At 62.5% G+C, this 26,388-nt stretch carries 27 protein-coding genes; 4 read left to right on the top strand and 23 right to left on the bottom strand.

Features of this window, described 5'->3' with window-relative positions:
* Positions 1–77: 77 nt before the first annotated feature.
* The 7 genes from JJE66_RS23300 to JJE66_RS23270 are packed head-to-tail and all read right to left on the bottom strand — an operon-like array spanning position 78 to position 6,593.
* A complete protein-coding gene (locus tag JJE66_RS23300; RefSeq protein ID WP_200516822.1) occupies positions 78–1,283 on the bottom strand; it encodes a phosphopentomutase in 1,206 nt (401 codons plus the stop codon).
* Positions 1,271–2,224, bottom strand: a complete 954-nt coding sequence (locus JJE66_RS23295; RefSeq protein WP_200516821.1) for a beta-xylosidase — start codon at positions 2,222–2,224, stop codon at positions 1,271–1,273. The genes JJE66_RS23300 and JJE66_RS23295 overlap by 13 nt, the downstream gene beginning before the upstream one ends.
* On the bottom strand, positions 2,221–2,988 hold the full coding sequence (locus JJE66_RS23290; protein WP_200516820.1) for a TIGR04290 family methyltransferase: 768 nt from the start codon (positions 2,986–2,988) through the stop codon (positions 2,221–2,223). Before JJE66_RS23290 ends, JJE66_RS23295 begins: the two co-directional genes overlap by 4 nt.
* Entirely contained in the window at positions 2,985–3,794 is an 810-nt protein-coding gene (locus JJE66_RS23285; RefSeq protein WP_200516819.1) for a nucleotidyltransferase family protein, read from the bottom strand. Before JJE66_RS23285 ends, JJE66_RS23290 begins: the two co-directional genes overlap by 4 nt.
* Positions 3,795–3,796: 2 nt before the next feature.
* Complete coding sequence (locus JJE66_RS23280; RefSeq protein ID WP_200516818.1) at positions 3,797–4,900, bottom strand: glycosyltransferase; 1,104 nt, start codon at positions 4,898–4,900, stop codon at positions 3,797–3,799.
* A complete protein-coding gene (locus JJE66_RS23275; RefSeq protein WP_200516817.1) occupies positions 4,897–5,493 on the bottom strand; it encodes a histidine phosphatase family protein in 597 nt (198 codons plus the stop codon). Before JJE66_RS23275 ends, JJE66_RS23280 begins: the two co-directional genes overlap by 4 nt.
* Positions 5,493–6,593, bottom strand: a complete 1,101-nt coding sequence (locus tag JJE66_RS23270) for an inositol-3-phosphate synthase (protein WP_200516816.1) — start codon at positions 6,591–6,593, stop codon at positions 5,493–5,495. Before JJE66_RS23270 ends, JJE66_RS23275 begins: the two co-directional genes overlap by 1 nt.
* A gap of 329 nt (positions 6,594–6,922) precedes the next feature.
* On the opposite strand from JJE66_RS23270, the gene JJE66_RS23265 reads away from it, so the two are divergent.
* Both JJE66_RS23265 and JJE66_RS23260 read left to right on the top strand, forming a co-directional pair.
* Positions 6,923–7,207, top strand: a complete 285-nt coding sequence (locus JJE66_RS23265; protein WP_200516815.1) for a hypothetical protein — start codon at positions 6,923–6,925, stop codon at positions 7,205–7,207.
* Positions 7,208–7,371: 164 nt separating this feature from the next.
* The gene (locus tag JJE66_RS23260; RefSeq protein ID WP_311979946.1) at positions 7,372–8,139 is read left to right on the top strand and encodes a hypothetical protein; all 768 of its coding nucleotides are present in this window, start codon (positions 7,372–7,374) and stop codon (positions 8,137–8,139) included.
* Positions 8,140–8,145: 6 nt separating this feature from the next.
* On the opposite strand, the gene JJE66_RS23255 is transcribed toward JJE66_RS23260, so the two are convergent.
* The 3 genes from JJE66_RS23255 to JJE66_RS23245 all read right to left on the bottom strand — a co-directional run bounded on the left by JJE66_RS23255 (position 8,146) and on the right by JJE66_RS23245 (position 10,681).
* Positions 8,146–8,988 carry a Crp/Fnr family transcriptional regulator gene (locus JJE66_RS23255; protein WP_246756514.1) on the bottom strand — a complete coding sequence of 281 codons (843 nt, stop codon included), beginning with the start codon at positions 8,986–8,988 and terminating at the stop codon, positions 8,146–8,148.
* 374 nt (positions 8,989–9,362) lie between these two features.
* Complete coding sequence (locus JJE66_RS23250) at positions 9,363–9,644, bottom strand: hypothetical protein (RefSeq protein WP_246756512.1); 282 nt, start codon at positions 9,642–9,644, stop codon at positions 9,363–9,365.
* Positions 9,645–9,817: 173 nt separating this feature from the next.
* The gene (locus JJE66_RS23245; protein WP_200516813.1) at positions 9,818–10,681 is read right to left on the bottom strand and encodes a formate/nitrite transporter family protein; all 864 of its coding nucleotides are present in this window, start codon (positions 10,679–10,681) and stop codon (positions 9,818–9,820) included.
* Between the two features lie 142 nt (positions 10,682–10,823).
* Here JJE66_RS23245 and JJE66_RS23240 point away from each other — a divergent pair, with 142 nt between their 5' ends.
* A complete protein-coding gene (locus JJE66_RS23240) occupies positions 10,824–12,593 on the top strand; it encodes an SDR family oxidoreductase (RefSeq protein WP_200516812.1) in 1,770 nt (589 codons plus the stop codon).
* 11 nt (positions 12,594–12,604) lie between these two features.
* Here the strand turns inward: JJE66_RS23240 and JJE66_RS23235 are convergent, their stop codons facing one another.
* The 11 genes from JJE66_RS23235 to JJE66_RS38505 form a co-directional block, all read right to left on the bottom strand.
* Positions 12,605–12,982 (bottom strand): cytochrome c family protein, encoded by a 378-nt coding sequence (locus JJE66_RS23235; RefSeq protein WP_200516811.1) that lies wholly within the window; start codon positions 12,980–12,982, stop codon positions 12,605–12,607.
* Positions 12,983–13,002: 20 nt separating this feature from the next.
* Complete coding sequence (locus tag JJE66_RS23230) at positions 13,003–13,638, bottom strand: cytochrome c (protein WP_200518699.1); 636 nt, start codon at positions 13,636–13,638, stop codon at positions 13,003–13,005.
* Entirely contained in the window at positions 13,638–14,474 is an 837-nt protein-coding gene (locus tag JJE66_RS23225; protein WP_200516810.1) for a substrate-binding domain-containing protein, read from the bottom strand. Before JJE66_RS23225 ends, JJE66_RS23230 begins: the two co-directional genes overlap by 1 nt.
* Positions 14,458–16,293, bottom strand: coding sequence for a PQQ-dependent dehydrogenase, methanol/ethanol family (locus tag JJE66_RS23220; RefSeq protein WP_200516809.1), 1,836 nt, complete (start codon positions 16,291–16,293; stop codon positions 14,458–14,460). The genes JJE66_RS23225 and JJE66_RS23220 overlap by 17 nt, the downstream gene beginning before the upstream one ends.
* Positions 16,294–16,405: 112 nt before the next feature.
* A complete protein-coding gene (locus JJE66_RS23215) occupies positions 16,406–17,143 on the bottom strand; it encodes a heme-binding protein (protein WP_246756641.1) in 738 nt (245 codons plus the stop codon).
* Between the two features lie 138 nt (positions 17,144–17,281).
* Entirely contained in the window at positions 17,282–18,193 is a 912-nt protein-coding gene (locus JJE66_RS23210) for a cytochrome c oxidase assembly protein (RefSeq protein WP_200516807.1), read from the bottom strand.
* Complete coding sequence (locus JJE66_RS23205; RefSeq protein ID WP_200516806.1) at positions 18,181–18,534, bottom strand: hypothetical protein; 354 nt, start codon at positions 18,532–18,534, stop codon at positions 18,181–18,183. Before JJE66_RS23205 ends, JJE66_RS23210 begins: the two co-directional genes overlap by 13 nt.
* Positions 18,531–19,130 (bottom strand): cytochrome c oxidase subunit 3, encoded by a 600-nt coding sequence (locus JJE66_RS23200; protein WP_200516805.1) that lies wholly within the window; start codon positions 19,128–19,130, stop codon positions 18,531–18,533. Before JJE66_RS23200 ends, JJE66_RS23205 begins: the two co-directional genes overlap by 4 nt.
* A complete protein-coding gene (gene ctaD / locus JJE66_RS23195; protein WP_200516804.1) occupies positions 19,127–21,040 on the bottom strand; it encodes a cytochrome c oxidase subunit I in 1,914 nt (637 codons plus the stop codon). The genes JJE66_RS23200 and ctaD overlap by 4 nt, the downstream gene beginning before the upstream one ends.
* Complete coding sequence (gene coxB / locus JJE66_RS23190) at positions 21,037–22,020, bottom strand: cytochrome c oxidase subunit II (RefSeq protein WP_409362840.1); 984 nt, start codon at positions 22,018–22,020, stop codon at positions 21,037–21,039. Before coxB ends, ctaD begins: the two co-directional genes overlap by 4 nt.
* A gap of 142 nt (positions 22,021–22,162) precedes the next feature.
* Positions 22,163–22,285: a hypothetical protein gene (locus tag JJE66_RS38505; protein ID WP_283818513.1), complete on the bottom strand. Its 123-nt coding sequence runs from the start codon at positions 22,283–22,285 to the stop codon at positions 22,163–22,165.
* A gap of 140 nt (positions 22,286–22,425) precedes the next feature.
* On the opposite strand from JJE66_RS38505, the gene JJE66_RS23185 reads away from it, so the two are divergent.
* Positions 22,426–23,283, top strand: coding sequence for an SDR family oxidoreductase (locus JJE66_RS23185; protein ID WP_200516802.1), 858 nt, complete (start codon positions 22,426–22,428; stop codon positions 23,281–23,283).
* 86 nt (positions 23,284–23,369) lie between these two features.
* On the opposite strand, the gene JJE66_RS23180 is transcribed toward JJE66_RS23185, so the two are convergent.
* Both JJE66_RS23180 and JJE66_RS23175 read right to left on the bottom strand, forming a co-directional pair.
* Positions 23,370–24,644 carry a DUF892 family protein gene (locus JJE66_RS23180; protein WP_200516801.1) on the bottom strand — a complete coding sequence of 425 codons (1,275 nt, stop codon included), beginning with the start codon at positions 24,642–24,644 and terminating at the stop codon, positions 23,370–23,372.
* 70 nt (positions 24,645–24,714) lie between these two features.
* On the bottom strand, positions 24,715–26,313 hold the full coding sequence (locus JJE66_RS23175; protein ID WP_200516800.1) for an alpha-amylase family glycosyl hydrolase: 1,599 nt from the start codon (positions 26,311–26,313) through the stop codon (positions 24,715–24,717).
* Positions 26,314–26,388 lie beyond the last annotated feature (75 nt).

The raw sequence follows: 26,388 nt of genomic DNA, 5'->3' as shown, positions 1-26,388 counted from the left end.
CGTTCCTCCGAAACGTACAAACGAAAATTTCTCTAACCTAGATCAATAACCTGAGTGAATCGACGGGCGCGTCTCGGCTAAAAATGTGCGCCGTGACGTGGCGAGGGCAGGCCGAGATGCCTCGCCACGGTCGCTCCGATATGCGCAAAGCCGGCGCGCCGGCCAACCGGAGGATTTGATTGCGCATTCCAGGCCAGAATGGGCACCTGCTCGCGGGTATGGTCGGTGCCGCTCCAGGTCGGGTCGCAGCCATGGTCGGCCGTGATGATCATGAAATCATCGTTGCGGAGGCGGTTCAGCAGCTCTGGAAGGCGCGCATCGAAGTCTTCGAGCGCGGCTGCATACCCGGCGACGTCGCGGCGATGGCCGTACAGTGTGTCGAAATCGATGAAGTTGGCGAACAGCAGCCCACCGTCGGCGAGAGAACCCAGCCCATCGAGCGTGGCGTCGAACAGTGCTTCGTTGCCATCGGCCCGCATGTTCCGCCCGGTCCCGCGATGGGCGAAAATGTCGTCGATCTTTCCGATTGTAACGACATCGCGTCCGGCATTTGCGGCGAAATCGAGAATGGTCGGCTCCGGGGGCGGCACGGAAAAATCTTTCCTGCGCGCGGTTCGCCTGAAGTTGTCGGCAGACGTGCCGACGAACGGCCGGGCGATGACGCGGCCGATGTTGAGGGGATCGATCAGGCGGCGCGCAACACCGCAGACCTCGTAGAGGCGTTCGAGCCCAAAGCTCTCCTCGTGGGCCGCGATCTGAAACACACTGTCCGCGGACGTATAGCAGATCGGCTCGCCGGTTCTGATATGATGCTCGCCGAACTCGGCGATGATTTCCGTGCCCGACGCATGGCAGCTTCCGAGCACACCGGGCAATCCAGCCCGCGCGCACAGCTCCTTCAGCAGGTGGTCCGGGAAGCACGGCACAGTCTGGGGAAAATAACCCCAGTCGAACGGCACCGGCACACCGGCAATTTCCCAATGGCCGGACGGCGTGTCCTTGCCTTTCGATATTTCGCTCGCGCAGCCAAATCGCGAATGCTTCGGCGGCGCCTCCAGTCCGGGCGGCACACGACCGGTGGCGAGACGGCAGGCTTCGCCAAGGCCAAGCGCAACCAGGTTGGGCAGCCGAAGCGGCCCCTGGCGCCGTGGGCTGTCGGCCTTACCCGCCATACATGCATCGGCGATGTGACCGACGGTGTCGGCCCCTTCGTCGCCGTAATGGGCGGCGTCGGGCGCGGCGCCGATGCCGACGGAATCCATTACCAGGATCAGAGCGCGCATGTCGGCTCGGGGCTGGTCAGGTGTGTGGACGTGGCGGCGGGCGCGAGCCCGGTTTTCGTGCAATAGCGCTCGACCATCTGCCCGCAGAAGTCGGCGAACTCGTTCACATCGAGGGGCGGGCTGGTGTGATGAGGCTCAATGCCCCGGTGCTCGGGCGTGAAACAGAAGGTTAGCGTCACCTGAAACTCGGCAAGTGCATCCATCTGGCGATCGAACCAGTCGAGCGCGTTCGGCCGGAAACTGTCGGCCCAGGACAGGCCAGTCCTGAGATGCTGCACGCCGAGTCGGCGCATCCAGCGCACGGCGTCGTGGAGGCGATGGTCCTCGAAGTGAAACCACTGGCACAGGCCCACCGCAGGCACATACTCGCCGAACAGAGTCGCCGCCGCTTTTGGCGTGCCGTCCTCGCGCAACAGCCCCATGTGGAAATGTCTGTAGTAGGAGGAGCCTTCAGCTTCCTTGTGTCGCGTGGTGGCCTCCCAGCTCGAGGGAAGATCGTAGAGGCTGTACCAGTGAATCCGTGGCGCGCGGCCGGTCAAGAGCTCTGCGGTCCGGGTCAATCCCCAGGCCTGCACCTCTTCGGCACCAAAGGACGAGACCCCCACCTCGGTCACCCAGACCGGCAGCGAGGTGACAGCCTTGATCTCCTTGATCTTGGCCGGCCATTCAGCGATCTGCCACAGGTTCCAGTCGAGGGGAAAACCGTGCACGGCCACTGCATCGACATGATCGAGCACGCCGCGGACCTGCATGTTACGAATGAAGGACGGATCAATCGGCGATATGCCGCCGAGCACACGCGGGAGCGTCGGATGCGCGCTGCGGATGGATTTTCCGGCAGCGAGCGCCAGGTCGGCGAACATCGCCCAATCCGGATCGATCAGGATATCCCAATGCGACTTGTTGTTCGGCTCGTTCCAGATCTTGGCCGCCTCGATCATCGGCTCGCCTCCCGCGAGGGATAGACCGGTCCTTCCGCCTGCGGCCTTTGCACCCGCTTGCAGAGATAGACTTCATCTTCCGGATGCGCCGCGATGGCAAAGCCGGCGCTGCGCAACATGGCTTCGGCGCAGGCGCGGTTCGGCACCCACCAATTGGTGGGATCGTCGGCATATTTGTTTTCGATGAAGTGCAGCTTTGGATAGCCCGGCGAGTCGAACTGACCGGTGGTCCAGAAGTCGTAGTTCTTGTCGACTGGATCCACGCGACTCTCACCGCGCTGCATGGACTGGAACAGGAGCAGATCGCCAGCTGCGTGTTCATGAATCAGGTCGAGTGCCAGCAGCGGGTGCCGCAGATGGTAGAGTACGCCCATGAAGATCACGAGATCGAACTTTTCGCGCAGCTGTCCGACATCATAGGCTGACATCTTGCGGAATTCGATCTTGAGGCCGTTGACCTCGGCTGCGAAGCGGGCCTGCGCCAGATATTCCTCGTCGGTGTCGAGGCCGATGACGCGCTCGGCGCCACGCCGTTTCATCTCCATGGCGTAGAACCCGGCATTGCAGCCGATATCGAGGACGGTCTTGCCGTCCAGACGGTCCGGAATGATTCCGGCAAAGCGCCGCCATTTGACATTGGGATAGTCGCCGAGAAAGTGCGAAGGCGCGGTCCGCACGCCGTTCAGATCGAGGTTGTGAAACCAGGGCCCGAGCGCATCGACGCGCTGGCGGATTTCCTCGCGGGAGAGGGCGCTCTGATTCATGCAGTCGCTCCGTTAGTCATGGCCGCGGCTGGCCGGACTGCTTCCGATGATCCGCCGGCCAATAATCGTGAACGCCCGTTTGCAGTCGAGCTTTCAGCCAGCAAAGCCATTGCCGTGCGATAGCCTCCGATAGTGCCGACATCGACATAGGATTCGCCGGCCTTGACCCCAAGTCCCTGGCCGCCGCCCGCGATGTAGGCGTTGACGAGTGTCCCGAAATATTCATCGCGCCGATCGCGCGTCATCCACAGCGACTGCAGTTCGCGAAATCCGCGCGCCGACATCTTGAAGGCGCCCCAGATCCATTTGGACGCCGCGCCGCGCTGCTTGACCTGGATCTCCTTCACGCGATCGCCGTCGAGCACGACGGCATCGAACAACTCGGGATGCTCGACCGGAAACAGCAGAAACGAAAGGTCGGCGCCGGGCAACGTCTGCAACGCCGCCTTGGGGAACCACACTGTATCCGGAAGGCCGACAATGACGTCTTCGTCATGGCCGACCACCGTCCTCGCCCTGAACACCGCATCGCACAGACCCGAAGCGTCGGGCTGAACCACATAGGCGAGCTGAGCGCTGCCATAGTGATCCCCGAAATATTCGAGGATGTCGGATTTGCCGGGCGAGATCACGAAGCAGATCTTGTCGGCACCGCCAAGGATCAGGCGCTCCAGCAGATATTCCGCGACCGCGCAGGGCCGATCGGTGCCGTCGTCGCGGCGGCTTCCGACCGGAAGCAATTCCTTGGAAAAGGCGAGCGGCTGGATTCGGCTGCCGCGGCCCGCGGCCGGAACGATGCCCCACATGGTCAAGCCTCCTCTGGTTGCTGGTGGCGCCCGCTGACCGATGCAGCCTGCTCGAGCAGCAGGATCAATTCACCAGCGCGCTTGTCGGATGTGTGCTGATCCATGGTCCGCTCATATGCGCGCCGGGCAATGCGTTGGAGCTCGGCGTCGGCCATCGTCAACGCGGCGAGTGTATCGTTCTCGTTCCGCGTGGTCAGGATCTCCCGTCCGGGCGTAAAGAATTCCTCGATCCCCGGCCACTCATCGCTCAGCAAGGGGACACCGCAGGCCGCAGCCTCGAACAGCCGCCCGGACGGACACCAGCCCATTTCCGCCATGGCCCGGCGCGTCACGTTGAGTGTGAGCCGCGACGATGCAAAAAACGCGGCGTGTTCCAATGGAGGCAGGTGCTGCACGAAGTAGATGTTGGAAGACCAGGGGAAATTCTCCGGATATTGCGCTCCCCCGATCAGGAAGCGAAGATCCTGCCGGGACCGTGCGGGGGCAACGAAGAATTTTTCGAGCGCAGGCTGACGATCCTCGGAATACGTGCCGAGATAGGACAGATCCGCGCGATAGTGCGACTGAGGCGGGACCGGTCGATGGATGTCGGTGTCGACATGGCCATACAGCGGCCGGACTTTGCAGGCGCCGAGCCGATCGCGAAATTCATTGGCGATGTGCTGGCCGCCGGTGAAGCTCAGGACCAGCGCGAAATCGCGCAGGCCGCGCCCTCCGATATAGGGCACGGCTTCGCCGGCCTTGAGCCGAGCGCAGGTGATCGGCGTGTCGAGATCGTAGAACACCGGCATCGCGCGGGATTCTGCGAGGATCAGCTCGGTCGCGGCGATCGCGTCCGGACAATAGGAGGTCACGATCGCGACATCCGCGTCACGAAGCTCGCTGCGGGCCAGGGAGCGTACATCTTCCCAATTCGAGAACAGTCGCAGATGACCGCCCGCCAGTTCATGCAAGTCCCGGGCGCCGGCGTAATAGGGCACGTCGCGTTCGAAGAAGACGATGCTGTGCCCGCATCGCGCAAGATGCTTGCAGAGGCCGCGCCACAGAGTCGCATGCCCGTTGCCCCAGGAGGAGGAGATTGTCAGGCCAAAAATGACGATCTTCACGCTGGCACCCGCTGGTTAATTCGCGTGATCGTGATTCCGCGGTTGTCGACGTTGAGGGTGCTGACGCTGCCTGGATCGATTTCGATCGAGAGAAAAGCGTCGAGCTCCATGCGGGAATAATGAAGGAGCGCTGCGCGGATCGGCTCGGCGTGACTGACGGCAATGACGGTGTCGCTGTTGCGATCGCTGCGCAGTTGCTCGAGATGGGCCACGACGCGCTTCTGGAGCGACCGCATGCTCTCGCCGCCGGGCGGCCGGCTCCGCCCGCGCTGCCTGTTCCAGCGCGACCAGCGCGGGTCCTGGCAGAGATATTCGAAAGAGAACCCGGTCCATTCCCCATAGTCGATCTCGTTGAGCGCCGGGACGATCTCGACTGGCAGGCCGAAGCGTGCCGCCAGAATGCAGGCCGACTGCATGCACCGCCGCTGCGGGCTCGACTGAATCACGGTCGGGTGCGGAGTGATCGTATCGGCACAACGCGCGATTTCGTTGCAGCCGATAACATCGATCTCAACGCCTTTCATCCGGCCACACAGCGTGCGGCCGAGCAGAGCATGGTGCCCATGACGAATGAGATGGATGGTCTTCGTCATCAGCTATATGCCTTGTCTTCGATGAAAGCTCGCGTCCGGCGTCCCGCCTCCTCGTCCGTGAACTGCTGCGGCGGCGACTTCATGAAGTAGCTCGAGGGGCCGGTCAGCGCGCCGGCTTGCCCACGATCCATGGCGAGCTTGGCGCAGCGAACCGCATCGATCACGACTCCTGCCGAGTTCGGGGAATCCCAGACTTCGAGCTTGACTTCCGCGCTCAGAGGAACGCCGCCGAATGTCGTGCCCTCCAGCCGGATGAAGGCGAGCTTGCGATCGGTCAGCCACGGCACGTGGTCGCTCGGGCCGACGTGAATGTTATCGGCTTCCATGGGCACGTCGAACTGGCTGGTGACGGCCTGTGTCTTTGAGAGTTTCTTCGAGGCCAGCCGCTCCCGCTCGAGCATGTTCTTGAAATCGGTGTTGCCGCCGACGTTGAGCTGGTAGGTTCGGTCAAGCCGCACGCCGCGGTCGCGGAAAAGGTTGGCGAGGACGCGATGCAGAATGGTGGCGCCGACCTGGCTCTTGATGTCATCGCCGACGATCGGCAAGCCGGCATTTTCGAACCGCCGCCGCCACTCCGGATTTGAGGCGATAAAGACGGGAATGCAGTTGACATAACCGCAGCCGGCCTCGATTGCGCGCGCAGCGTACCATTCGCTGGCGCGTTGCGAGCCGACGGGGAGATAGGATACCAGCACGTCCGTGCGCGAGGTCGCGAGCACCTCCGAGACGTCGGCTTCTGGTACATCGGCAATCGGAATGTCGTCTGCGAGGTAATGGCCGATACCGTCCATGACCGGGCCGCGCTCGACGATGACGCCAGTCTGCGCGACGTCGGAGAAGCGATGCGTGTTGTTCGGCTTGGCAAAAATGGCATCGGCGACATCGCGCCCGACCTTGCCGGCGTGGACGTCAAAGGCCGATGCAATCTGGATGTCGCTGATGTGATAGCCGCCGAGATCGACGTTCATCAATCCGGGCACGGGCGCGTTGGACTCCGCGTTGCGGTAATAGGTGAGCCCCTGGACCAAGGAACTCGCGCAATTGCCGACACCAACGATGCCGACGCGCACGCGCCGCCTGTCCTGAAGACGAGAATGCATGGATTGAAGCCCTCCGGAAAACGCGCGGTGTCAACGTAAGTACCTCGGCGAACGTGGGGAGGGTATGTTCGTTCCTGCGTTCGAAGCGCCGTTGCCTGCGCTTGGTCGATTCTGGCCGACAAAATGCCGTGCGCTTAACCTGCGATAGAATCTCAGGCCGGTTGGAGGGAACGAAGACCTTCCATGATGAAGATGAAGAAGATGATGCTGGTGCCCCGTGCCAGCTATTGAGGCCCCGAAGAACAAATCTTGCCGGCGAGCGTTCACGGCAAACAATCCGATGGTCCGGCGATATGATCGCCCGGGCTCGGAGGCAAACGAGGTGCCAAATGACAAAGACGCAAGACAGCGAAGCCCGGCAGACCACCAGTCACGATGCGATCCGGAAATGGGCGGAGGAACGCGGTGGAAAGCCTGCAACGGTCAAGGCTACGGAGGAGGATGGGCATGCCGGTATCCTGCGCATCGATTTCGATCCGCCGGATGAGGGGCTCGACCGGATCAGCTGGGACGAGTTCTTCGAGAAATTTGATGAGACCGGCCTGGCCTTTCTCCACCAGGACCACACCAAGGACGGCAAGATGAGCCGCTTTCACAAATTTGTGCGGCGCTAGCCGGATCGCCGAAGAAGATGGCGAGCGACTGGGTTGACGCCATGCGTGCGGGCGATTTCGAGCGTGCTTGGGCGATCAATGATCGTGATCTGTCGATGCTTGCGCATCCACCCAAGCACACAGGTCCGCGTCACCTTCAGCGGATCTGGCGTGGCGAGGACCTGATGGATAAGAAGGTGCTGGTGCGCTGCTATCACGGGCTTGGCGATACCATCCAGTTCCTCCGTTTCCTGCAGCCGCTTCGCGATCTCGCGCGCAGCGTCAGCGTCTGGTGCCAGGGCGAACTTCTGCCTCTAGTGGAGCGGGCGGCAGGTGTCGATCGTGCCGTGGCGCTTCACGACGGCACGCCTGAGGTCGATTTCGAGGTCGATATCGAGATCATGGAGGTGCCTCACGCCATCAAGGCGAGGCGCGATCATGTCGAGATGCGCGCTCCCTATGTGACGCTTGCGCGGGAGACCCAGCCTGAACCCCCCCGATGCGGCAGTCTGGCCGTGGGTCTGGTCTGGGAAGTCGGCAACTGGGACAAGCGACGGACCATTCCGGCGCCGCTGTTGCGTCGCCTCGCCGGCAGAGGCGTGTCGCTCTACTCGCTTCAACGCGGATCCGGGACGGAGGGTGCGTTCGAGATCGGTGCGCGAGACGTCAGCACGCCCGACATCGTTGCGCTCGCTCAACTCATCCGGCAGCTCGATCTCGTCGTCTGCGTCGACACGATGGTCGCGCACCTTGCAGGAGCGCTCGGATGTGAGGCATGGGTCTTGCTGCACGCCGATTGCGATTGGCGCTGGCCATCGGCCGGGTCCCGCTCGTTCTGGTACCCGAGCCTGCGGCTGTTTCATCAGCAAACGGCCGGCGATTGGCAAGAGGTCATTGCACAGGTGCGCGATGCGCTGCTGGTCAGGAGCGCGCTACGGCAAAGCGCCGTTTGAACACCGTCAGGCGACCTCGACGTTCGCATTGACTGGCCCGAGATGCGCCGGTCGCGAATTGCCGTGGCTGGACCGCATCCCCAGATAGGCCGGATCGAATCTGGCAAGCCTGACCAGGCCCGGCCAGTCCGTAATCGTCATCGTCTTGCCCTGCCATTGCAGCAAATTGCATCGGCGCAATTCCTGGATCGTGCGGTTGGCGTGAACAGGGGAGATACTGCATGCCGCAGCCAAGTCGGACTGGGTGAATGGAGACGACAATCTGAAATCGTTGGCGAGACCGACATTTTGCAGGCGCGTTGTGATCTCGCACAGCAGATGCGCCACGCGGGTCAATGCATCCCGGCTGCCAAGGTTGATGGTCCAGTTGCGCTGGATGGCGTGATCCGTGAGCAGCATAAGCACCAATGCGCGTGACATGGCCGGCGAGCGCGTGGACAGTTCGTGAAGGAAGCGGTGCGGCACGAGGACTACGATCGCGGGACCGAGCGCGATCAAATTGCCGTTGACGCGTGGGCGGTAAAGCGTGTGCAGATCGGCGATATCGCCGGGAACGGAGATCGATGAAATCTGCCCCTCTGTGCTGTCCGCGTCCTGCCAGGACAGATATCCCTGGAGCAGGAGGCAGCATTGGGCGGCATCGTCGCCATGCCTCAGAACGGCTTGACGGGTGCCGAGATGGGCAATTGTGCTCGGCATATCGGCGAGAAGGTCGAGGTCGTCGGCCGTAAGGGTGGTGAGACTCGCCAGCCGGTTGGCCAGCTTAGAGAACGCAAAACCTGCCTGCATTGGTCGTCCGATGGCATTGCCCCGTGATCCTTTGTGGCTGAGAAAACCGGCAGAAAACAATAAACTATGATAAGGTTGGCTCCGGTTCGTACGTTGGTGCGTCGAAAGTTGCGGCTCGACGTACGACAGCGTTCCTATTCGTCTGCATGCTGGCGTTATTACGGAGGAACCGGCGAACGTCGCTCCTTCCGGACGACAAAGCTGCGCCGGATTCACATAAATTAATGCGGTGGGCTTCGCGGAACCTCAAAATCGCGTTGGCAAAGGGGGCTGCGATGGATCGCATCGAGGGGGTCTTTATTGGGACGGCAGTCACGAGTTTTCTGGTCATGCTCGGAGCAATCGTATGGATGGCGCTTGGGCTGACGCCAGGTTAGCCTCGTCCAGAGGCTGGGCCTGCGCGAGCGGCAATTCGGCGCGTAGAGGGGGCACCGCTATTGCCGCCGCTCCGGAGAGTTAGTCTTTGGAGCCGTACTTCCCGAAGTAGCACCGGGGCCGTTGGGCGGCACAGGGGCGGATTTGGCCGGCGCGCTTGCGCCGCCGCCATTGTTGTCCGAAGGCGTGTTCAGGCTCGAGGCGCCGGCGCCCGCTGCGCCGCCGGTTCCGGAGGAGTTGATGCTTGAACCGGTGCGGGAAGCGCCTGTGCCGCTCTGGGCGTGCGCCGTCGAAATCGTCATCAGCGCCGCACCGAGCGCGATCGTTACAAGATTCTTCATCTCAGTTCCTCCGCTCAAGGTGCGGCCATCATCGCCCGCACCTCGCCAGATCAACCTTGGCGCGCGCGGAAGGTGCCTAATGAGGCCATTGGAACCGCTGCATGGCTTGCGATTCATGGCTTGCGATTGCCCGCCCAAGGGACCGCGCGAGGGGTGCCATCATGTCGACCGGGCTAGTCCTCGGGCTTGTCGAGCTCCGCGGCGACCTGGCCGTAGTTCAACAGCGCGACCAAAGTCGTCCCGCCCAAAATGTTGCCCAGCAGCGTCGGCACGAAGAAGTCGTGGACGTATTGGCCGAACGAGGCCTGCCCGCCTTCCACCAGGAATGCGCACTCGACCGAGCCGGCGACGATGTGCGCGAATTCGCCGAGCGCAACCACATAGGTCATGACCACGATGATGTGCGCGCGCGATCCCTTCGCTGCAGGCAGTAGCCACGTCATCAACGCGATCACCCAGCCGGCAAACACGGCGCGGACGAAGGTTGCCGAAAACGTGCCTTCGATCGTGTGGCGGCCGAGTTCAAGAAACGCAGAGGTGATCCTGGGTTCGAAAATGTCGGTGCGCGCAAGGACGGATCCGATCGCCCAGGTTCCAGCGATGTTGGAGGCAAGCACCAGCGTCCACAGTCTAAGGACCTTCATCAGCATGGAAAAAGTGCGGTGATGCAGCAGCGGCAGGATCGGCGTCAGCGTGTTCTCGGTGAAAAGCTGCTGTCGCCCCAGCACCACGACGAGGAAGCCGACGGTGTAGCCGAGCGGTACAACCAGTCGGCGCGTCGCGTCGGCGGAAATCGCGGCATGCAACTCGCCCTGGACCACGAGCGAGAGGCCCATCGAAAGCCCCGCTGCAAGGCCGGACATGAGAATGGCCCACCAGTGCCGCTGAAGCTCCTGCTCACCCTCCGCACGGATGGTCTCATGAATCAGCGCGGCGCTGGGCCTGCTCTGGGACGCTATTTCCTCAGTCTGCTGCGGCGAGACGTTATCGAGCTCCGAAGCTGCGTTGAATGAGGCGGGATCGCTCGGCTTGTCCACGTGTTGCGCTCAAGGAAGGTTGGTCGCCGGCCCAAACCTTTGGATGGCGATCCGTTCCTCGCATCGGCTGTATCAAGCCAGAGTCTCAGGAACGAGCGCCGCCTTGGCGGCTTGAGCAAAGTCCATGTGATGGAAGATGCTCATGCAAAATGCCGATGTCGGATTGTCGACTGTCAGTCTGTCGCGGGTCTCGGATGATATCTGGATCGTCGACGACGCGCCGATCAACGCAGCCGGTCTGGAGCTGCCGGTGCGGATGACCGTCATTCGGCTTTCGAATGGCGACCTCGTGCTCCACTCGCCGGTAAGATACTCGCCCGTTCTGCGCGATGAGCTGGAGCGCCTAGGCCCTATACGATACCTGCTCGCGCCCAATATCGCACACTGGATGTTCCTGTCCGATTGGCAACGGGAGGTGCCCCAGGCTGCAACATTCGCCGCGCGTGGCCTTTCGGCGCGCAAGCAGGTTCGCGCAGCAGGAATTCGCATCGACCGCGAGCTTGGAGATACGACGCCTGCCGAATGGACCGCCGATCTCGAAACCGTGTCGGTGAATGCCCCGATGTTCTCCGAGGTGGAGGTGTTCGACAAGCGGAGCCGAACCCTTGTGCTGACCGATCTCGTGCAGAATCTTGATCCCGACCATCTCAGCGGCTCGGCCGAGACCGCGGCAAAGTTGCTTGGCATTGCCAAGCCGGGCGGCAAGGCGCCGATTTATCTCCGTCTCCTGCTGCGCCTCGGAGGTCGTTCGGTTCGGGCCGCCGCCGAGCGGCTCGTGCGGCTGGGCCCGGAGCGCGTCATCTTCGCGCATGGCGACTGGTTCGAATCGGACGGGAGCGAGCGCCTGCGGAGATCCCTGCGCTGGCTCGTTCCCATGGACACCTCTGGACCTGAGCAGCGGCAAATGATGGGCACGCGCGTCGTCATAACAGGCGCCTCCAGTGGAATCGGCCGCGCCGCGGCGCTGTCCTTCGCGCGTAACGGCGCAAGCGTGGTCCTGGCGGCACGTCGCGGTGAAGTCCTGAAGCATCTCGCTGCCGAATGCCAGGCGCTCGGAGGCCGGGCGCTGGCCGTCCCGACCGATGTCACCGATGCGGAGGCGATGCAGCGTTTGGCGAGGCAGGCCGAAGACGCCTTCGGCGGCATCGATGTGTGGATCAACAACGCCGGAACGGGTGTTTTCGGTGCCTATCAGGATGCGGACATGGCGCTTCATCGCCGAACCATCGAAGTCAATTTGCTCGGCACGATGCACGGCGCTTTCGCGGTGCTTCCGGTCTTTCTCCGCCAGAACGGCGGCATCCTGATCAATAACATCTCCCTCGGCGGCTGGGCGCCGACGCCGTTTGCAGCAGCCTACACGGCCAGCAAGTTCGGCCTGCGTGGCTTCACCGCAAGTTTGCGCCAGGAACTGAGCGCGCATCCCGGCATTCACGTTTGTGGCGTCTTCCCGGCCATGGTCGATACGCCAGGCTTCGTCCACGGCGCCAACATGTCCGGGCGGACGCTCGATCCGGGCCCGCTGCTCTACCAGGCTGACGATGTTGCCGAGACCTTCCTCAGGTTGGTGCGCGCGCCTCGTGACGAGGTCGCAGTCGGCTGGCCAGCGCGCGCCGGACAATTGGCCTATGCGATTGCTCCGCGGACCATCGAGAATATTCTTGGAGCCGCATTCCGCTTCCTCCTGTCGCGCGCTCGCCCGGCAAGAAGTAGCGAGGGCATGATGATCGAGGCGGGGCCTGATGGCACATCTGTCGATGGCGGCTGGCTGGCGCGCAAGCAGCTCCCGCCCGCCGGTGTCGTCAGCAAGGGAATTGCGGTGTTCGGGCTCGCTGCTTGCCTGGCATTTGCGTTGTCCATGGCCAGTCGTTCGCCCCCACGGAGCGCGAAGACAAGGCGTCAGCGGGCCTGAATTCCTGATGTCTACTTCAGCGTATAGAGGAACGCCGCGATGTCGCGCGCGTCCTTCTGCGGAATTCCTATTGTCGGCATTGCGTTGCCCGGCAATGCTCGCTGCGGATTTTCGATCCAGTCGGCCATGTTATCCGGCGAATTCCGGATGTATCCCGCGATATAGGTGCGCGTGCCGATCCGATGGAGAGGCGGCCCGACATTGCCGTTCGCGCCGGCAATGCCGGGAATATCGTGGCAGGCGCCGCATTGATAGTGTCTGACGAGATCAGCGCCGCGACGGACATCACCGGTGAAGTTGTCCGGGCCTGCAGCCTCGCCTTCCTCGCAGGCGGCGGTGGCCATCGCCAGCAGCGAGGCGATCAGCAATCGTGTAACCGAACTCATCATCGGCTGCTCCGCTTCGCCGATCAGGGTTTTTGGCCGAATTTGAAAGGCTTGGTGGCGGACCAGGGATCGGTCGTCGACACCTGCTCGGTCGGGACCTGCTCGACCTCGGGAGACAGCGGGTTCGCCGAGAAGGTGCGGCCCCATTGATGGCTCGGCTCGTTGCTGATCTTGCCGATGTAGGTGACGAGGTCCCAAATCACGCTGTCGGGCAGCACGCCGCCCCAGGCTGGCATTCCGTTCGGCCGGCCCTGGTAGATCGAGAGAAAGATGTTTTCGGGCTGCGACCCATAGATGAAGGTGTTGTTGCTCAGCGCCGGGCCCATGCCCCCGCCGCCGTTGGCCGCATGGCAGCCGACGCAGTTGAAGTTGACATAGTACGTCATCCCGCGCTGCTCTGCGTTGGGATCGCCTTGCACCGGGTTCTTGATCTGCGGCGGATCCGGCTGCGCTCCGGGGAACAAATGGCTGACCGGGACCTGCATGAAGACACCGGGCCTGCCGTTGCCAACAGTGCCGCCGAAGTTCGAGCGCGGCGCGAGTGTCGGCATCTTGGCCTCCTGCGACTGCGGCAGAGTCTGCTGGGCAAGCGCGATGCCGTTCGGCGCAGCCGCCAGCAGTAAGGAAATCACACTCGTACGCAACGCTGGAGCAGACATCACTGATGCCCTCCTGAAGTCGCGACGGGCTGATCGACCAGCGGCACGCCGTAATTTCGCAACAGCGACGTGATGTCGGACCGATGCTCGTCAATGAAGCTATTCAGCCGGTCGCGCAGGCCGTCGTCGCCTTTGCGTACGCCCATTGCAATGGCGAACTGGAATTGCTGGGGTGCAAAGCGCTCGGTGTCCCGAATCGGCGTGACCGTCAGCGGCACGGGTGAGCGCTGCGCGAAATAGCCGGCCAGCGGACCCCAGGCTGCGGCGACATCGATGTCGCCATTCTCGACCGCCTCGATCAGGCGCGCCGGCGGATCGGCCTGACGATAGTCGCCGTAGATCGAGTAGCCGCGGACATTGTCGACGATGCCCTCTTCGCCGAGCGCTTGCGCGGGCGGCGGGTTATTGCCGTCGTCGCCGATCAGATGCACACCGATCACAAGCTGATGCAGGCGCGAATCGAGCAGCGAAGAAAGATCGAGATGCTGATCTTGCCGCGTGACGAAGACATAGGTCGAGCGATAATACGGCTTCGTCGTTTCCACGAGATCGTAGTCGGACGGCACGCCCATCACGACGTCGCATTTTCCGGCTTTCAGTGTGTTGCGGATGAAGCCGCGCCGCTGCGCCCACCAGGTGTAGGACACTTGCTCGCCGAGGTATTCGCCGACCATCGCTGCGAGCCTGTTCTCGAATCCCGCCCCCGCGCTGTTCGAGAACGGCAGGTTGTTCGGATCGGCGCAGACGCGGAGTGCGCTGGCCGACGCTGTCGCGGCATTGATCCCAAGCCCGATCACGATTCCGAAGGCGATACCGGATCTATTTCGAAGGCGCATGGCTAGTGTCCTCACCGCTCGCTCCACCCACCTTGAAAACCAGCAGCTCGCTCCCGCCGGCGGTGTAGAACGGCAGATCCTGCGTCGCGCCTGTAAAGCCCAGCGCGGCATTGCGCACGCGCTGATCGACCTCGGCATTGGCCACCACCCCGGGCCAGCCGCCGACACCGGACAGAATCGCGATGTATTGCTGCCCATCGGTGCCGCGATAAGAAATCGGCTGGCCGATGAATCCGGAGCCCGCCCGGAACTGCCACAGCAGATGGCCATCCTTGGCGTCCACCGCCTTGAACAGGCGATCCATGGTGCCGTAGAACGCGACATCGCCGGCCGTGACCAGCGCGCCGCTCCAGACCGGCAGCTTCTCGTGGATCTCCCAGACTTTCTTGCGCGCGACCGGATCCCACGCCATGAACTCGCCGCGATAGCCGCCGGGGCCGGCATACATGTCGACGTCTGCGCCGACATAGGGCGTGCCGGCGATGTAACCGACCTGCGAGGCCTTGAAGTCCATGCAAAGGTGTTGGTGCGGCACATAGAGGAGCTTGGTGCGTGGTGACCATGCTGTCGGTTGCCAATCCTTGGCGCCCGGTGCGGCGGGGCAGATGTTCTCCACGGTCTTGCCCACGAGCGGCGTCTTCTCCTCGTTCGGGATGATCTTACCGGTCGTCAGATCGACGCCCTTGTAGGAGTTGACGAATTCATAGGCGTCCGCCGAGATCACCTCGCCGGTCGCGCGGTCCATGACGTACATATAGCCGTTGCGGCCGGGATGGATCAGGACCTTCCGGGTCTGTCCATTGAGCTCGAGGTCGAGCAGCACATTCTCGTTGATCTCGTCGTGATCGAACAAATCGTGCGGGTTGATCTGGTAGGCCCATTTGGCGCGGCCGGTGTCGGGGTCGCGGGCAAAGATCGTTGTGCTCCAGAGATTGTCGCCGCTGCGCTGGTTGGCATTCCATGGACTCGGATTGGCCGTGCCGTAGTAGATCAGGTTCAGATCAGAATCGTAGGAAATCCAGCCCCACATTGTGCCGCCCCCGACCTGCCAGCGGTCGGCGGGCCAGCTCTTCACGCCGAGATCCTTGCCCTTGAGACTGTCGTAGAACGGTTTGAAGTCGTCGCCGATCAGCACGTCTTTGTCCGGACCGGTTGCATACGCCCGCCAGGAAATGGCGCCGGTGTTCTCGTCAAGCGCGGTGACCCAGCCGCGTACGCCCATCTCGCCCCCGCTATTGCCGACGAGGACCTTTCCCTTCACCACGACGGGAGCCATCGTGATGGTCTCGCCCTTGTTGATTTCGCCGAGCTTCGTGTGCCAGAGCTCCTTGCCGGACTTGGCATCTATCGCGACGGTATGATTATCGAGCGTGTTGAGGAAGACCTTGCCGTTGTCGAAGGCGAGCCCGCGATTGACGACGTCGCAGCAGGCGACGCCCGCGGCAGCCGGCTCCGGCTTCGGTGCATATGACCATTTCAGTTCGCCGGTGGTGGCATCGAGCGCGAAGACACGGTTGGGGTAGGGGCCTGCATAGGGACCAACCACATACAGGGTGCCGTCCACCACCAGAGGCGCCGCCTCCTGGCCACGATCGACGCCGACCGAGAACGTCCACGCAAGCTGGAGGCGCGATGCATTGGCTGTGTTGATCTGGTCGAGGTCGCTGTAGCGCGTGTTGGCGTAGTCGCGCGCCGCCATCGGCCATTGACCTGGGTCCTTCATACGGCTCACCAGATCGGTCTGAGCCGAGACTGACGACAGCAACGCACAGGACGCGCAGATTACGCTCAGAACCTGGGTAAGGCCACGCACGAACATTGGTAAAAAATCTCCCCAGCAATGATCGGGCCGTGCTGCGTCGCCGGCCGATTTACGAACGTACAAACGTTGCGTCGCGGCTTGGTTCCAAAAGGCTGCTGTAGACAGAGCGTTATCTCACGACATTGCCCGACACGCCCGCGCCAAGATCGACCGCGATCTGATCCTCCTTGCCGTTACACTTGGGGTGACCAAATCCCGACGGGCTTTTGCCGTCCGGGCCGATGTCATAGATGATGGCGTCCTTCATGTTCGGGCTGACGCCGGCTGGCACGTGGTCAAGTCCGAGCTGGTGACGTATGCGCCACGCGACGTTGTGATCGGCGCAGGAACTGTCCCCACTGACGCCCAGCGCACCGGCGATGCCGTTGCCATCATACAGCGCCAGCCCACCGCCGAAGACGATTACGCCGCCCACAGGCTTGCCGACCATCGGGTCCTGCGCCGTCCCGTATTCGCCCGGGCTGCCGGCGTAAAGAACCTCTGGAGATGGAGGGTTGCTGAGACCCGCGCCGAACAGGAATCCGCCAGGTTGCGCGCCGGCGTAGAGATTGGCCGTGGCCATCGCCTTGTCCTTCAGGCTGAACGCATTCGCCGTGTTCGCCTTCTCAGCTGCGATCGCTCGGCTGCCAAGCCATTGATCGTCGGCCTTGCTGCCGCTGTAAGCGACCGCGCAGACGACACCCTGTCGATTAACGACAGCGCCCCACTCGTTATTGTCCAATCCGCCGTTGCTCGGGCCGCCGCCCGGCTTGGCGCTCTTCTTGAGGATGTCGGCGAGTTTGTCATGATCGACCGGACACGACGTTGCCGGCCGGGGCTGGTCCTGCGCGTTTAAGGCCGCGGGCATCGACAATGCTGCGGCCAGGATTGCCGTTGCCGCCGTGACGGACCGTTTGTTCATGTCGCCTCCTTGGAATGCCCCAGTTAGCAGGCGAACGTTCGAATTGAAGATGAGGTTCCTATTCGGGATCGCTCAGCCCGGATCTCAAACAAGCAACGGGTAGGAGTGGCCATTGTTCGCAGTCAGCCAACGGTGGGCAAAGAACAACCCGGCGCCCGTGTAGAGTATGCCCATGGGCACCCACATCAGGATTCCGGCGAGTTGCTGGTCCTCGAGCGCCGAGAGGCCGAATTCGCCGGCGAATGCGCTTTGGCCGGGAATCCAGACGCGTGGCGACACCGTCAGCAGGGCCCCGAGCACACCGGAATGCAGAATCGTGATGAACAGGCAGGCAACCGCGATGCCGTCGCGAACTCGTGTGCTACGACCCCGTCCGCGGCCGTGCAGCAGCACCCACCAGAACAACAGGGCGCTTACAAAGAAGCTGATGTGCTGGAGACGATGGATGGTGGTATTCTCGAGCGCCCACGCATAAAGCGGCGGGGCATGCCAGACCCAGAGCGCTACGCCGTGAAGAATGGTCGCGCTCATCGGGTGGCTCACAAAGCGCCATGGCGCCGCCAGTATCGGCAAATTGAGAATGCGGCCGGCCGCCGGTCGAAACGAGGCAGGCAGGCTCCACAGCATCGGGCCGTTGATCCGGGCGAACGCCATTAAAGGCGCCGCGACCACCATCAGCAGCTCGTGCTCGACCATGTGCGCTGCGAACAGCCGCTCGCCGAGCCAGTGCAGCGGAGAGGTCACGGCCAGCGCGGCGGTCAGCCATCCGGTCCAGAACGCGGCGACCTGGCGGAAGCTGACGCCGCGGCCTCCGCCCGCATGCCGCCACAGCCGCTGCGTGCCAATGTAGAAACCGATGCCGACGGCATAAAGCGGGGCCAACAGCCAGGGATCGTAGCTCCACAGCGATCCCGGATCGACATCGGATATTCCATGCGCCTGCGCCGGCTGCGCGAGCAGGGCTAGCAGCAATGCCAAAAGCTTCAGCGCAGGCATGGGCTGATCATCAGTGATGCGACGAGCTGGTTCGCAATCACCAGCGCAAACAAAACGCCGGAGCCGACGCCGAGCCACGCCATGAACGTCCGGGGGCCGCCGCCTTGCGCGTCGGTCCATTCAGCCCCGGCGCTGCGCCGCACCGCGCGGGCGGAAATGGCCGTGCCCGCGAGTGCGACAATCGCCAGAACGGCGCTCAGAACCGCACCGCTCATCCTGGTGTTCTCGCAGGAGAAATGCGCAAAAACATAGACGCCCTGCAAATTGATGGCCCAGGTGAGGGGCCCGAGCGCAACACCGGCCCAATAGACTAATTTGTACTGTCCATCGCTTGCGGTCATAGGCGCGGCACCCAATCGAGCAAGGCATAAAGCGGCAGCCACGCGAGCACGACGAAGTTCCAGTAGAACACGTTGTCCGTCACGTCGCTGAATCGGCGCGGTTTTGCATGCCGCGTGAACATCAGTACGGCTAGCACGACCGTGTCGCCGACGTCGGTGGCGAGGTGGGTCGTGTGCAGTCCCAGGATGAGCCACACGATCGAACCGTAGGCCGAATTGTCCCAGCGCGTATTGAGATGGGCGAACTCGAAGCCGCGCAGAACAAGGAGCGCGATGCCGATCAGGGACATCACGACGAGGCCGGTCCGCACCTTCGCAAGGTCCTGGCGGTATGCGGCACGGTTGGTGATCTCGTTCGGAATGATGCTCAGGAGATAGACCACGGCCTCGGTCGTGCCCGGCCACAGGTCGGGCGGCGCGGCGCCGATCGGCCAATTCGGGTCGATGGCGTAGAGATAGAGATAGGTGCCAACGGCAATGGCAAAGCCCATGCCTTCCAGCGCCATGAAACCCATGGCGCCCCACCAAGGTCCGCTGCGCGGACCGTAGCCATAAGTCGGCAGCTCGGCGACGTTACGGACGATGGTCTGTCTCACTCCTCGTCCTCCTTGCTGCCGCTCGGCCAGAACCAGCCGATCAAGGTCACGGCCATCGGCGGCGTGCCCCAGAGCACCGCCCAGGGGGTGAAGATCGAGCCGATGAAGAATACGGTCGTTGCGATGGCCGTGAGCAGCGGCCAGATGCTCGGTTCGGACGAGGCCTCGCGGGTCTGCGGCTCCGCTTCCGCGAGCGAGGTCAACAGCACTTCGCGCCGCTCTGCGCTGAGCCCGGCGATCACCGGCAGGCTCTCGCTGTCGGCCCACAGCGGATCGCGGTGCTTGACGACCGGAATGCGGTCGAAATTCTGCGGCGGAGGCGGCGACGAGGTCGCCCATTCCAGCGTCGAGCCATTCCAGGGATTGTCGCCAGCCAGCGCACCCTTGCGCAGGCTGTAGACCACATTCACCAGAAGCAGCGCAAAGCTGAGCGCGAACACAAAGGCCCCAATGCTGGACAACAGATTCAAATGTGCCCAATCCATGTCGGCGGTGTAAGTATAAACCCGGCGCGGCATTCCGATCAGGCCGAGAAAATGCATCGGAAAGAACGCAACGTTGAAGCCGATGAAGGCGAGCCAGAAATTCCAGCGCCCCAGTCTTTCGCTCAGCATGCGTCCGGCGATCTTCGGAAACCAGTAGTAGACGGCGCCGATCAACGGAAAGACGGCGCCGCCGATCAGGACATAGTGGAAGTGAGCGACGACGAAATAGGTGTCATGCACCTGCGTGTCGATCGGCACCGAGGCGACCATGACGCCGGACAACCCGCCGATCACGAAGATCACGATGAATCCGATCACGAACAAGAGCGGCGTCCGGTACACCGGCCGACCGTCCCAGAGCGTCGCGAGCCAGCAGAAGATCTGCAGGCCACTGGGCACCGCGATCAACATGCTGGAGGCCGTGAACAGGCCGGCGCCGAGCTGGGGCAGGCCCGTCACGAACATGTGGTGGACCCAAAGACCGAACGACAGGAAACCGGTGCCGATCAGCGAGAGAATGACCACGGGATAGCCGATCACCGGCCGACGCGCGAAAGTGGCGAGGATCGTCGAAGCCATGCCCGTGCCCGGGATAAAGATGATGTAGACCTCGGGATGACCGAAGAACCAGAACAGATGCTGCCAGAGCAGGGGATGCCCGCCCGAAGAGGCATCATAGAAGCGGGTGTTGACGAGGCGGTCCAGGATCAGCGACGTCGATGCCACCATGATCGATGGCATCGCGAACATCACCAGGAAGCTCGTGACCAGCATCGCCCAGACGAACAGGGGAATACGGTCGAGCGTCATTCCGGGCGCCCGCAGCTTGAACACGGTCACGACGATCTCCACGGCAACTGCGAGCGCCGCGACTTCGGTGAAGGTGATCATCTGCGCCCAGACGTCGGCGCGCTTGGTCGGCGTGAACTGCAGGCTGGAGAGCGGAACGTAGGAGAACCAGCCGACATCGGGGCCGACATTGAACAGGAAGGAGATCCAGAGAAAGCAGCCGCCGAACAGGAACATCCAATAACTGAAGGCATTCAGGCGAGGAAAGGCGATGTTGCGCGTGCCCACCATCAAAGGCACGAGATAGACCGCAAACGCTTCCATGACCGGCACGGCGAACAGAAACATCATCGTCGAGCCGTGCATCGTGAAGATCTGGTTGTACTTGTCGGCCGAAAGAAACGTCTGCTCAGGCCCGGCAAGCTGAACGCGCATCAGCATCGCAAGAATGCCGCCGAGTAGCAGGAACGCGAATGCGGTCAGGATATAGCGACGCCCCACGATCTTATGGTCCACCGACATGAGGGCACCGACGAGTCCGGAAGGCGTACGCCACACCCGCTCGAGCTGCCCCGAAAGCTGAAGGCCGTTCAGGACGTCATCCCGCAACTCATTTGATTCAGCGGTCACGCTCACTTGAGCTGCTCCAGATAGTGAATGATCGCGATGAGCTCGTCAGATTGCAGCGGCATCTTCGGCATGAGATTGCCGGGCTTGATGTGCTGGGGATCCGAGATCCATGCGCCCAGCGTCGCCGGAGTGTTCGGCAGCGTTCCCGCAGCGATCGTTCTGCGGCCGCCGACGTGGGTGAGATCCGGGCCGAGCTGTCCCCCGGCCAGCGTGCCGCTGACGTTGTGGCACAAGGCACATCCGCGTGCCCGGAACAGAGCCTCGCCCTGCTTGCCGAGCTGATCCGCAGGGCTTTCCGCGCTCTGGTTTTCGTGCTCGCGCCAGCGACCGAACTCATCGGGCGGCAGAGCGATCACGTCAAACGCCATGTGGGCATGCTGCAGCCCGCAGAACTCGGCGCACTGCCCCCGGTACATGCCGGCGTTCTTGGCGGTGAATTGCAGCTCATTCTTCTGCCCGGGAATGAGGTCCATCTTCCCGGTCAGGCTCGGCACCCAGAAGCTGTGGATCACGTCGGCGGATTCCAGTTCGACTTTCACCGGCTGACCGGTCGGGATCCGGATCTCGTTCGCTGTCACGAAGTTCTGATGCGGGCTGTCGGCTTCATAACGGACTTCCCACCACCATTGATGGCCGACGATCTTCAAGGTGAGCGCGTTCTCGTCTTTGGCGAAGACCGTGCGTTGTCCGGCATAGCTGACGAAGGAGAGGCCGAGCACGATGACAGTGGTCGCAATCCCAAGCGCCAGGATGACGCGCCCGGTGCGTTCTTCGAAGGTCTGGTGGAGATCGAGCGGTTGATCGGCCGCACGCTTCCGTCGCAACATTCCTATGCCGAGAGCAATCACGACAGCGGTCCAGACGACCGCCGCCACAGCGACAAAAATGAACAGCGTGTGTCTGATCTGGTCGGACTGCAGCCCCTGTGGATCGAGCGCCGACTGCCGGCCGGCGCAGGCAGCAAGCGGCCAAGTCGCAAGTAGCACCAGAGCCGATCGCGCGCATACGGGCATTGAGTTCGCCAAACACCTCGTCAACGTTTGCGGAACCGGCCACGGGTACAAAGGTTCCTAATTCGGTCCGCCGACGAGGTCCGATGAGGCGTGGCTTTCAGGTGCCTGCCACCGTTTAGAGCGGCCATCCCTTGGCGGCGATTACGATGGCGACGTCACCCGCCGCCATCAACAGCAGGACGATCACCACAGCTGCGATTGCGCCCGGTTGCGCAAGGGCGCGCAATTCCCGAAACATGCTGTCTGCTCCGTCTGGCCGCGCTTCGGCGTTTCGACCTGTGGTCGGAGAATGTGGCCGCGAGCGAGAGGTTCCTGCTGCGCCGGCCCAGGAACGCTGCCGGCTACGCCCGGTTAACGGCTAAACCTCGGGAGACTGTTATGAGCGATTATCCCAAGCCGCCTTATCCGGCGCAAAAGCAACCGATGCCGGGCTCGACCCGCGTCATGAATCCGCGGCCGGACCATGGCGAGGAAAGTTATCGCGGCTCTGGACGCCTCGTCGGCAGGAAAGCGATCATCACAGGCGGCGACAGCGGCATCGGCCGGGCCGTCGCCATCGCCTATGCGCGCGAGGGGGCCGACCTCGTCATCGCCTATCTCGACGAGGACGAAGACGCCGCCGAGGTCAAGGCCTTGGTGGAAAGAGAAGGCCGCAAGGCCGTGCTGATGGCCGGCGACATCCGCAATCCCGAGCATTGTCGCTCCATCGTCCGTCGCGCCGTCGAGGAGCTTGGCGGGCTCGATATCCTCGTCAACAACGCGGCTCATCAGGCGACGTTCTCGGATATCGGCGACATCAGTGATGAAGAATGGCAGCGCACGTTCGAAACGAACATCCATGCCATGTTCTATCTCACCAAGGCGGCGGTCGCCCACATGAAGCCGGGAAGCGCTATCATCAACACGGCTTCCGTGAACTCCGACATGCCCAATCCCATCCTGCTTGCCTACGCCACGACGAAGGGTGCCATTCAGAACTTTACGGGTGGGCTTGCCCAGATGCTGGCCGAAAAAGGGATTCGGGCGAACGCGGTCGCTCCGGGTCCGATCTGGACGCCGCTGATACCCTCGACCATGCCCGAACATACCGTGAAAAACTTCGGTCAGCAGGTGCCGCTAAAGCGCGCGGGGCAGCCGGCCGAACTCGCAACAGCCTATGTGATGCTGGCGGATCCACTATCCAGCTATACGTCGGGGACGACAGTTGCGGTCACCGGCGGCAAGCCGTTCATTTAGGGCGGGTTTCTGTCGTAGACACGGCGAACAAATAGGGGCCGACAGCTGAGCCGGCCCCTGAAGCCATGTGATCCTTGGCGCGGGATCTAGGATTCGGCCTGTTCGAGTGTTGCCGGCATCTTCGCCACCGACATCAGCGAGCGTGCGACCTGATTGAGCAGGAGGTCGGCGTTTTCTTCCTCAGCGAGAGATTTGGACAGCAAGGCCACGACCGCGCTGTGCCGCAGCTGCTGCGCCAGATTGCGCGCGGTCGTGTACCCGGCCATTTCGTAGTGCTCGACGCGTTGGGCGGCCGAGATCAGCGCCAGGTCGGCAGCCGCATCTTCCTTCTCCTCGCCCTCCGCCATCACTTCCTGGCCTTCCTCTATCAGGCCCATCATGCCCTTGCAGGGCTTGGCGCGGGCGGTCTCGCCGAGGAGTTCGAAGCATTCATCAAGGCGCTCGATCTGTGCTTCGGTCTCGCCCAGATGTTGCTCGAACAGTTCGCGCAACTGATCGAAGCGCGCGGCCTGAGCCATCTTGGGCAGCGCCTTGGTCAACTGTTTCTCGGCTTGCAGGATATCTCGCAACTCGTGCAACAGAAGATCGGTGAGTCCGGCCTCGTCCACCGGCGGTGAACTCTCGGTGACGATCGCTGTCGCTGCGCCGGGCTCGCCGCTTTGTAGCGCCGGAGACTCCGTAAACACCCATTCACCACCCTCATTCCACGGCCCACGTGTGTCGATCTCCCCATGGTCGCCGGTTCCGGTGGAATCGTTGAAAAACTGATTGACGAGGCCGGGCGTCGGCGCGATCCGGCCGATGCTGAATGCGGGCTTGGAAAGACTCTCGAGAGCCGCCGCGAACGCCTTCATGTGCGTGATCTCGCGCGTCATCAGGAATTGGAGAGCATCCTTCGAGCCCGCGTCGTCGCAGAAATTGATCAGCCGCTCATAGACGATTTTCGCGCGCGCCTCGGCCGCGATATTGCTGCGAAGATCGACGTCGAGCTCGCCGGTAATTTTGAGGTAATCCGCCGTCCAGGGATTGCCCTGCGAGTTGAACAGGTTGACCCCACCGCCTCCCGCGATGGCGATGAGCGGATCCGCTTCGGCAGCCTGACGGTCGAATTTCGACGGCGCCAGGTGCATTCGCGCGAGGCAGCCGACCACCTCCAGATGGCTGAGTTCCTCGGTGCCGATGTCCATCAGCAGATCCTTGCGGTCCGGATCCTCGCAATTGAGACCCTGGATGGAATATTGCATTGCGGCTGCAAGCTCGCCGTTCGCGCCGCCGAACTGCTCTAAGAGCATATTGCCGAAGCGCGGGTCGGGCTCGTCGACGCGGACAGTGAACATCAGCTTCTTGACGTGATGATACATGTGAGATCTCGGGGGTTGGAGGTGACGAGGCGACAACCGAGCCCGTGAGCGTTCGTTCCTAGATAGCTCATCATCTCTCGATTTCGATGATCACGCCTTCATTGCCTCGAAGAAGGACCGAACCGTGCAGATGCGTCTCGGCTCGCCGGTCCAGATGCGTCGACAGCAGCACGCGGCCAACACCGCTCCATTCCCATTTCCGCGGCTCGGCCGTCAGGTTGAGCGCGATCGTCAATTCGCTCTCATCCAACGCCCGCTTGAATGCCAGGACCTCGTTGCGCGCCCGGATCGGCTGGTGCTCACCTTGCTGCAGACAAGGATGCGCACGTCGCAATCCGATGAGCTGGCGGAACAATTGCAGGATCGAACGTTCGTCGCCTTTCTGCCGGGCGACGTTGCGCGAGCCGTCCGGTTCGAGCGGGAGCCAGGGCTCGCCCGTTGTAAAGCCGCCTTTGGGGCCGTCATCCCACCGCATTGGTGCGCGTTCGGGATCGCGGCAAAGGCCATAACCCTTGACCAGCTTCTCGAATGGATCGTGGACGCGATCGGGTGGAATGGGAACGCGTTCCCGGCCGATCTCATCGCCCATGTAGAGGAAGGGCGTGCCCTTGAGGGTCATCACCAACATGGCCAGAATGCGCATCTGCTCCTGGCCGATCTTGCTGGCGATGCGCTGCTTGTCATGTCCTCCGATCACCCATACGGGCCATGCGCCTCGAGGCAGGGCGTTGAAATAGGCATCTATGGTGGCCTGCAACGAAAATGCATCCCACTGCGAGTCGAGCAGCGCAAAGTTCAGCGGCAAGTGCAGCCGTGGCCGTTCGGTGCCGTAGAAGTGGCCGATCCGGTCGGTCTTGCCCTGAACCTCACCGCATAACAGCCGCCCGTCATACTCGTCGAGGATTTCGCGGATGAACTCGATGCATTGCATCGTCTGCGGCCGGTCGTCGGTGAACACGGGGGTGAAGCGTTGTGGCGGCGGCTTGCCCTTGCTGTCCGGATTGGGGGGATTGTCGCGGAGCAGCTGGTCCTTGATCAGGACCGCGCTGGCGTCGACGCGGAAGCCGTTCACGCCGCGATCCAGCCAGAACCGCATGACGCCGGCGATTGCGGCGCGAACCTGCGGATTGCGCCAGTTCAGGTCGGGTTGCTGCACCAGAAACGAGTGGTAGTAGTATTGCTTCCTTGCCTCGCACCATTCCCAGGCACTGCCGCCGAAACGGCTTAGCCAATTGTTCGGCGGGCCGCCGCTCTCAGCCGGCTCGGCCCAGATGTACCAGTCCGCCTTGGCGTTATCGCGCGAACGGCTGCTTTCGTCGAACCAGGCGTGATCGCGCGATGTGTGATTTGGCACAAGATCAAGAATAAGCTTGAGTCCAATCTCATGCAGCTTCGCGACGAGGCGATCGAAATCGTCAAGGCTGCCGAAGGCGGGATCGATAGCGCAGTAATCGGAGATGTCATAGCCCAAGTCGCGAAAGGGGCTCCTGTAGATCGGCGTCAGCCAGACCGCGTCGACGCCGAGCCATTTCAGGTAATCGATGCGCGACAGCAGGCCGGCCAGATCACCCTTTCCGTCTCCATCGGTGTCCTGAAATGAGATGAGTGCAATCTCGTAAATGGTGGCGGATTTCCACCATGCATCTGTAGTTTTGGTGGCGGCAGTCATAACGCTCAGCTCGTGCTCCGATGGCTTTCCAAGCCTGTCGTCAGGCGATTGTTCCTGCCGCTGAGCACCGGTGAT

Origin of the sequence: Bradyrhizobium diazoefficiens (genome assembly GCF_016612535.1) — a bacterium.
GTDB lineage: Bacteria > Pseudomonadota > Alphaproteobacteria > Rhizobiales > Xanthobacteraceae > Bradyrhizobium > Bradyrhizobium diazoefficiens_C.
Note: the sequence above shows the minus strand (reverse complement) of the source record. Positions and strands in the feature narration are given on the sequence as shown.

What these genes read in the sequence shown, in the direction of transcription:
- JJE66_RS23300 (WP_200516822.1), bottom strand. Translation starts at nt 1,283, where the DNA reads ATGCGCGCTCTGATCCTGGTAATGGATTCCGTCGGCATCGGCGCCGCG.
- JJE66_RS23295 (WP_200516821.1), bottom strand. Translation starts at nt 2,224, where the DNA reads ATGATCGAGGCGGCCAAGATCTGGAACGAGCCGAACAACAAGTCGCAT.
- JJE66_RS23290 (WP_200516820.1), bottom strand. Translation starts at nt 2,988, where the DNA reads ATGAATCAGAGCGCCCTCTCCCGCGAGGAAATCCGCCAGCGCGTCGAT.
- JJE66_RS23285 (WP_200516819.1), bottom strand. Translation starts at nt 3,794, where the DNA reads ATGTGGGGCATCGTTCCGGCCGCGGGCCGCGGCAGCCGAATCCAGCCG.
- JJE66_RS23275 (WP_200516817.1), bottom strand. Translation starts at nt 5,493, where the DNA reads ATGACGAAGACCATCCATCTCATTCGTCATGGGCACCATGCTCTGCTC.
- JJE66_RS23270 (WP_200516816.1), bottom strand. Translation starts at nt 6,593, where the DNA reads ATGCATTCTCGTCTTCAGGACAGGCGGCGCGTGCGCGTCGGCATCGTT.
- JJE66_RS23265 (WP_200516815.1), top strand. Translation starts at nt 6,923, where the DNA reads ATGACAAAGACGCAAGACAGCGAAGCCCGGCAGACCACCAGTCACGAT.
- JJE66_RS23260 (WP_311979946.1), top strand. Translation starts at nt 7,372, where the DNA reads ATGGATAAGAAGGTGCTGGTGCGCTGCTATCACGGGCTTGGCGATACC.
- JJE66_RS23250 (WP_246756512.1), bottom strand. Translation starts at nt 9,644, where the DNA reads ATGAAGAATCTTGTAACGATCGCGCTCGGTGCGGCGCTGATGACGATT.
- JJE66_RS23240 (WP_200516812.1), top strand. Translation starts at nt 10,824, where the DNA reads ATGCAAAATGCCGATGTCGGATTGTCGACTGTCAGTCTGTCGCGGGTC.
- JJE66_RS23235 (WP_200516811.1), bottom strand. Translation starts at nt 12,982, where the DNA reads ATGATGAGTTCGGTTACACGATTGCTGATCGCCTCGCTGCTGGCGATG.
- JJE66_RS23230 (WP_200518699.1), bottom strand. Translation starts at nt 13,638, where the DNA reads ATGTCTGCTCCAGCGTTGCGTACGAGTGTGATTTCCTTACTGCTGGCG.
- JJE66_RS23225 (WP_200516810.1), bottom strand. Translation starts at nt 14,474, where the DNA reads ATGCGCCTTCGAAATAGATCCGGTATCGCCTTCGGAATCGTGATCGGG.
- JJE66_RS23220 (WP_200516809.1), bottom strand. Translation starts at nt 16,293, where the DNA reads ATGTTCGTGCGTGGCCTTACCCAGGTTCTGAGCGTAATCTGCGCGTCC.
- JJE66_RS23215 (WP_246756641.1), bottom strand. Translation starts at nt 17,143, where the DNA reads ATGCCCGCGGCCTTAAACGCGCAGGACCAGCCCCGGCCGGCAACGTCG.
- JJE66_RS23210 (WP_200516807.1), bottom strand. Translation starts at nt 18,193, where the DNA reads ATGCCTGCGCTGAAGCTTTTGGCATTGCTGCTAGCCCTGCTCGCGCAG.
- JJE66_RS23205 (WP_200516806.1), bottom strand. Translation starts at nt 18,534, where the DNA reads ATGACCGCAAGCGATGGACAGTACAAATTAGTCTATTGGGCCGGTGTT.
- JJE66_RS38505 (WP_283818513.1), bottom strand. Translation starts at nt 22,285, where the DNA reads ATGTTTCGGGAATTGCGCGCCCTTGCGCAACCGGGCGCAATCGCAGCT.
- JJE66_RS23185 (WP_200516802.1), top strand. Translation starts at nt 22,426, where the DNA reads ATGAGCGATTATCCCAAGCCGCCTTATCCGGCGCAAAAGCAACCGATG.
- JJE66_RS23180 (WP_200516801.1), bottom strand. Translation starts at nt 24,644, where the DNA reads ATGTATCATCACGTCAAGAAGCTGATGTTCACTGTCCGCGTCGACGAG.
- JJE66_RS23175 (WP_200516800.1), bottom strand. Translation starts at nt 26,313, where the DNA reads ATGACTGCCGCCACCAAAACTACAGATGCATGGTGGAAATCCGCCACC.